The organism is Candidatus Thermokryptus mobilis, from assembly GCF_900070205.1.
GTDB classification, from domain to species: domain Bacteria; phylum Bacteroidota; class Ignavibacteria; order Kryptoniales; family Kryptoniaceae; genus Kryptonium; species Kryptonium mobile.
This window is the reverse complement of the sequence record NZ_FAOO01000035.1, coordinates 1-5,557: the sequence shown is the minus strand read 5'-3', so window position 1 is coordinate 5,557 and position 5,557 is coordinate 1. Positions and strand designations below refer to the sequence as shown.

At 36.9% G+C, this 5,557-nt stretch carries 6 protein-coding genes; all 6 read left to right on the top strand.

The genetic code is table 11. The features are described 5' to 3' along the window. Window positions 1-359: 359 nt before the first annotated feature. From cas5b to cas2, 6 genes are read left to right on the top strand one after another with little or no spacing between them, the layout of a single operon-like run. The gene (cas5b, locus tag FKZ43_RS11335) at window positions 360-1,001 is read left to right on the top strand and encodes a type I-B CRISPR-associated protein Cas5b (RefSeq protein ID WP_140946008.1); all 642 of its coding nucleotides are present in this window, start codon (window positions 360-362) and stop codon (window positions 999-1,001) included. Then, entirely contained in the window at window positions 988-1,413 is a 426-nt protein-coding gene (locus FKZ43_RS11330) for a hypothetical protein (protein WP_140946007.1), read from the top strand. Before cas5b ends, FKZ43_RS11330 begins: the two co-directional genes overlap by 14 nt. Before the next feature lies 1 nt (window position 1,414). Further along, window positions 1,415-3,622, top strand: a complete 2,208-nt coding sequence (gene cas3, locus FKZ43_RS11325; RefSeq protein ID WP_140946006.1) for a CRISPR-associated helicase Cas3' — start codon at window positions 1,415-1,417, stop codon at window positions 3,620-3,622. Then, window positions 3,594-4,133, top strand: coding sequence for a CRISPR-associated protein Cas4 (cas4, locus tag FKZ43_RS11320; protein WP_235894760.1), 540 nt, complete (start codon window positions 3,594-3,596; stop codon window positions 4,131-4,133). Before cas3 ends, cas4 begins: the two co-directional genes overlap by 29 nt. A 15-nt stretch (window positions 4,134-4,148) precedes the next feature. Then, window positions 4,149-5,213, top strand: a complete 1,065-nt coding sequence (gene cas1b, locus FKZ43_RS11315) for a type I-B CRISPR-associated endonuclease Cas1b (RefSeq protein WP_140946005.1) — start codon at window positions 4,149-4,151, stop codon at window positions 5,211-5,213. 24 nt (window positions 5,214-5,237) lie between these two features. Beyond that, window positions 5,238-5,498: a CRISPR-associated endonuclease Cas2 gene (cas2, locus tag FKZ43_RS11310; protein ID WP_140946004.1), complete on the top strand. Its 261-nt coding sequence runs from the start codon at window positions 5,238-5,240 to the stop codon at window positions 5,496-5,498. The last annotated feature ends 59 nt before the right edge of the window (window positions 5,499-5,557 follow it).

Below are 5,557 nucleotides of genomic sequence, written 5' to 3'. Positions count from 1 at the left end.
GGTTGGNGTTACTTGCTATCGTTGAGGGTGGAAATAATATCTTTATGAACCTCTCCTATGAGGACAATGGTGAAGTCAGGTTCAACTTTGATGCGTTTGAGAAAACGGTTAAGGATTATGCTGACATAATTCGTTCGGATATTTATGTTGGCATACACCCGGGATTTCTTGATGGATTGGATGAAGAATTTAGAAAGCGGTTTAAAGATTTAAATCTTGGTGACAAAAAGAAGATAGTGATATCAACGCCGAAGCAGGCGATAGAGGAATTTGCCGAGCTTGTGAAAAATGTTGTCGCTTCAATGTAAAAATTTGCCGGGCTTTTGCCCGGCTTTTCAAAAATAAAACTTAAATTGAAAATGGAAGTTTTAAGAGTAAAAATAACGGGTATAACATCTTCTTTTAGAAGTCCGTTTTTTATTTCTGGTGCCCAGCCAACACTTGAAGTTCCACCGCCGAGCACGATTCTTGGGGTTATTTCAGCAGTAGTGGGAAAAATAGTTAAGCCAGGTGAGATATGCTTCGGTTATGTTTTTCTTCACAAAGGAAAAGGGGAAGACTTGGAGCTGATTTATGAGTTGAGCTTGAAGGTTAAATTTGAGGCAAAGTCAAATGTTGTTAAGCGGGAGTTTTTGACATTACCCGAGCTATATCTTTACATCTCAAATGTTGATTTTGAAGTTTACTTTAAGAGGCCTGAGTTTCCCATTTTACTTGGTCGGACGCAAGAACTGGCGAAGATTGAAGAGATTAAAAGAATAGAGATTGAAAAATCTTCACCAGTTAGATTTGGTCGGACGATTGTTCCGTTTAATTTTAAAGGTGTTGCAGGACCAATTATCGCTTTGCCGATGTATTTTGATTATAGTCCGAACGGAGCAAGAAGAGGGAAAGATATTCAACCATTTGTCATTTTGAACAGGTTTATAAATTATGAAATTGAGCCGTTGTGGTTTGATCAAGAAAAAAATTGGGGGATATACTTCTATGGGGAAAGTTAAATTCGTTTTCGTTTTTCTTCTCGTTTTAAATTCTGAGATATTTTCGCAGGTAGCAGTTGAAGTGGTTGACAATGCTGAAGATATGGTTGGGCAGAGATTGGTGTTTAAGGTGAAGGAAGAATTTGCTAACTCAAGTATGTTTAGATTGACTTATAAGGACGAATCAAGGGTTCAAGTTATAATCTTGACGATGGATAGATTTAAAGGGAATAGCTTTCAGGAAAACCTTTCAACTATGTATGCTGTTATATGGGTTATTAAAGATGAAAAACTTGTATTGCCGATTTATCTCAATAGCACCATAGGTTTTGCTGGTTCGTGGGTTTTGGATGAAACTGCTGAATCGATAGTTGCGAATACTGAAAAATTGATCAGCACCATTGTTAAGTTGCTTCAACCAAAGGAAGATTGATATGTGGAAGATACTGGCTAAGACATCGCCTGAAAAGACGCTCTATGATCACATCGTTGATGTGCTTGGAGTTTTGTCCCAGCTGATTAAGATTTACCCGAGGGTTCCAGATAGAGTTGGTTTTCCTGAGTTTTGGGACTATGTTTTTTATGCTTTGTATCTTCATGACTTTGGAAAAGCTGCAGAGGGTTTTCAGAGAAGTTTAAGTGAAGGTAAAAAATGGGGTTATAGGCATGAGATTTTATCTGCTGGTTTTGTTTCACTTCTTGATTATGATGATGAGATCAAAAAGATAATTGCTCTTGGGATCGTATCACATCATTGGGAGCTTGATAATTTGAAGGAAAGGTATTCAACACTTGTTGATGGGAAGCCTGGGGTAGAGAATTATCAAAATGCGCTTATTGAGTTGGAGGATAATTTTGGTGAGCTTGTTCAGCTTATGAAGATGATACCGGATTTAAGCAAGAGGTTCATTGGAAAGGAACTTGGCAATTTCAATTTGCCGAGTTCGGTTGATGAACTTATTGATGTGTTCAAGTTTGCAATAAAATGGTATTTACGCCTGTGTGATGACGGGCTTGATGACAGAATGAGGAATGCTTTGATCCTGATGCGTGGTTTCGTTTTGAACTGTGATCATATCGCATCGGCTGGTGATATTAAAATACCTTTGTTGGAAAGGAAAATCTCAGAAATTATCAAATTTAATTTTTTTAGGGATGTTCAGATTGAAGCGGGTCGTAAGGAAGGAAGTTTAATTTTGATAGCGCCGACTGGTTATGGTAAAACGGAGGCGTCTCTTTTTTGGGTTGAAAGAAATCAGAATGAGAATTTCACAAGGAGGGTGTTTTATATTTTGCCTTACACTGCGAGCATAAATGATATGTTCAAAAGGTTTGTGAATTATTTTGGGGAAGGATTAGTTGGAATGAGACATCACAGAGCGGGGTATTTTATTTATCAAAGTTTCAGGGATAGGGGTTACTCTCCGGAGGAGGCAAAAAAGTTTTCGCTTGCGTTCATTGACCTTAACAAAAAAATTTATTCACAATTTAAGATAATGACTCATCTTCAGCTCATAAAGGAGGCATTTGGAGTTTCAGGATTTGAAATGCGTTTAGCCGAAATAGTTGATGGGCTTGTCATAGTTGATGAGGTTCATTCTTATGATGCGAGGACGATAGCTCTTCTTTCTGAAACATTGAAGATTTTAAAAAAGGACTTCGGGGTTGATGTTCTGATTATGTCTGCTACATTTCCAAAGTTTTTGAGGGAAATTTTTGAACCAATAGCTAGTTCAATTGTGATGGCAAGTGAAGAAAATTTAAGGTCGGTTTCAAGGCACACGATAAATTTAATTGATGATTTCATACTTAATGGTCTTGACAGGATAAAGCGGGAGATTTCAAGCGGGAAAAGAGTTTTGGTTGTGTGTAATACTGTCAAAAGAGCACAGGAAATTTACGGACAGTTAAAGGGTGATGCGATCGGAGGAGCTAAACTTATACATTCAAGGTTCGCATTGATAGACAGAGAGAAAATTGAAAGAGATTTAAGAAAGGCTCAACTTCTCGTTGGGACTCAAGCTATTGAGGTCTCACTTGACATTGATTTTGATGTTTTATTCACCGACATAGCCCCGATTGATAGATTAATTCAAAGGGCTGGTCGTGTTAATAGACGGGGGAGGTTGTCTTCAGCTGATGTTTTTGTGTTTTGCCAATATCAAGATGAGGATAAAAAAATTTATGATAAAGAATTGATTGAGAGGACGAAAAAGGAACTTGAAGGGATAAGAAAGATTAGCGAATTTGATGTCATTGATCTTGTTGAGAGAGTTTATTGTGATGGGTTTAGCGAGAAACAAAGGAAAATTTTTAACGATACAGTGGAGAGTTTTAAAAGATTGAGGGGGAGTGTATTACCGATGTTAAATAATAAAGTGAATGAAGATGATTTTTACAGATTGGTCAAATCTGTTGAGGTTGTGCCTTATGTTTATGAGGAAGAATATGTTAAGTTGATTGAAGAGAAAAGATATTTTGAGGCGATAAGATATTTCTTACCGCTTGCGTTTGTTCAGTTTTTTAAGCTTCGTAAGAACGGTCAAATTTATGAGCATAGCAAAACATTATTTTGTAGGGCTATGTATGATGAGGAGTTAGGGCTTCTGACAGATGAATTTGAAACAAACATACTTGAATGAGATGATATACGAGAATCCGAGAATAACCGGGGTGATGGTGAATTATTATTTTCATTGCAAGAGACAGCTTTGGTTTTTCGCAAATCATATTGAAATGGAGCATAACTCTGATTTTGTTGAGATAGGTAAAATTTTAAGTGAAATTTTTTACAGGGATAAGGAGAAGGATTTGAAGATTGATGATACAATTGCAATTGATTGGTTTGACTACAGGGACGGGGTAGTTCATGAGGTTAAGAAGTCGGACTCATTTGAAGAGGGGCATATCTGGCAGGTTAAGTATTATCTTTTTTATTTGAGAAATAAAGGGGTTGGGGCAAAAGGGAGAATAAATTATCCAAAGTTGAGGAAAACAATTGATGTTGAGCTCTTGGATGGAGATTTTGAGATGATGAATGACATTTTGAATGATATCCTTAAGATAGTTCGTCAAGATAAGCCACCGGCAAAAATAGAGAAGAGTAAATGCAGGGGTTGCAGTTATTTCCAGCTTTGTTGGAGTGAAAATTAAATTTTTTAAGGGGTTATGCCAAAGCCGTATTATATTTTTTCGTCTGGAATTTTAAGGAGAAGGGATAACACTATTTATTTTGAACCTATTGGTGAGGAGGTTGCTGATGATGAAGTTTTATGCTTTGTTGGTTATCCAGAGGTTGAAGATAATGGGGCGGTTAAGCGAAGACCGATTCCGGTTGAGGATATTGAGGCGATTTATGTTTTTGGGGAGCTCACATTTAACACAAAGTTTTTCAATTTTCTTTCACAGAACAACATAGTGCTTCATGTTTTCAATCGCTTTGGATTTTATTCGGGTAGTTTCTACCCGCGTGAATTTTTGAACTCGGGAAGATTGCTTGTCAAACAGGTGGAGCACTATCTTGATTATGACCTTAGGGTTGAGATAGCTAAAAAGTTTGTTGATGGAGCATCTTTTAATATGTTGAAGAATTTGAAGTCCTATGTTGATGAACGGACAGAATTGGAAGTTTTTATTGAGATGGTTGAAAATGAGAGAGTAAAGATTGATTGTATTGATGAGATAAATGATTTGATGACTCTTGAGGCGCGTATAAGGAGTGCATATTACAAGGGGTGGGGTTATATTATTGATGATGAATTTTTTGATTTTGGGAAAAGGACAAAGAGACCGCCCGAGAACGCTGTTAATTGCTTGATATCTTTTGGGAATTCAATGCTTTATACTATGGTGCTTGGTGAGATATATAAGACGCAGTTGAATCCGACAATAAGTTATCTCCACGAGCCGATGGAGAGAAGATTTTCGCTTGCTCTTGACATTGCTGAAGTTTTTAAACCTGTTATCGTGGACAGATTGATCTTTAAGCTTATAAATCGTGGGCAAATAAGGGAGGAACATTTCGTCAGTGAGTTGAATTATTGCTATTTGAATGAAGAGGGAAGAAAAGTTTTTGTCAGGGAGCTTAATGATTTTGTTGAAAGCACGGTCAAGCATAGAACTCTTGGTCGGAATATATCTTACAAGGGTCTGATACGATTGGAATGTTATAAGTTAATTAAGCATCTATTCGGCGATGAGGAGTATAAGCCGTTTAAAGTTTGGTGGGTTTAGTCAATTAAAATTTATTTTTAAGCCATGTATTACATAGTTGTCTATGATGTTGAACAAAAGCGTGTTTCCAAGGTTTGCAAATTTTTGAGGAGGTATCTTCATTGGGTTCAGAATTCCGTTTTTGAGGGTGAGCTGACAGAGGGCAAATTTATGGAGATGAAGTTTAAGCTTATGCAAATTATTGATCCTAAGGTTGATTCGGTAGTTATTTATACGCTTGATTTTAGATGGCGAGGTAGGGAGATCATAGGTGTTGATAAAAACAGAGTTGATATTTTTGTGTAGTTGCTTTTTGTGGTTTTTGTTGCCCTCCCTATTTTGGGAGGGTTTTTTATTTTATTGGG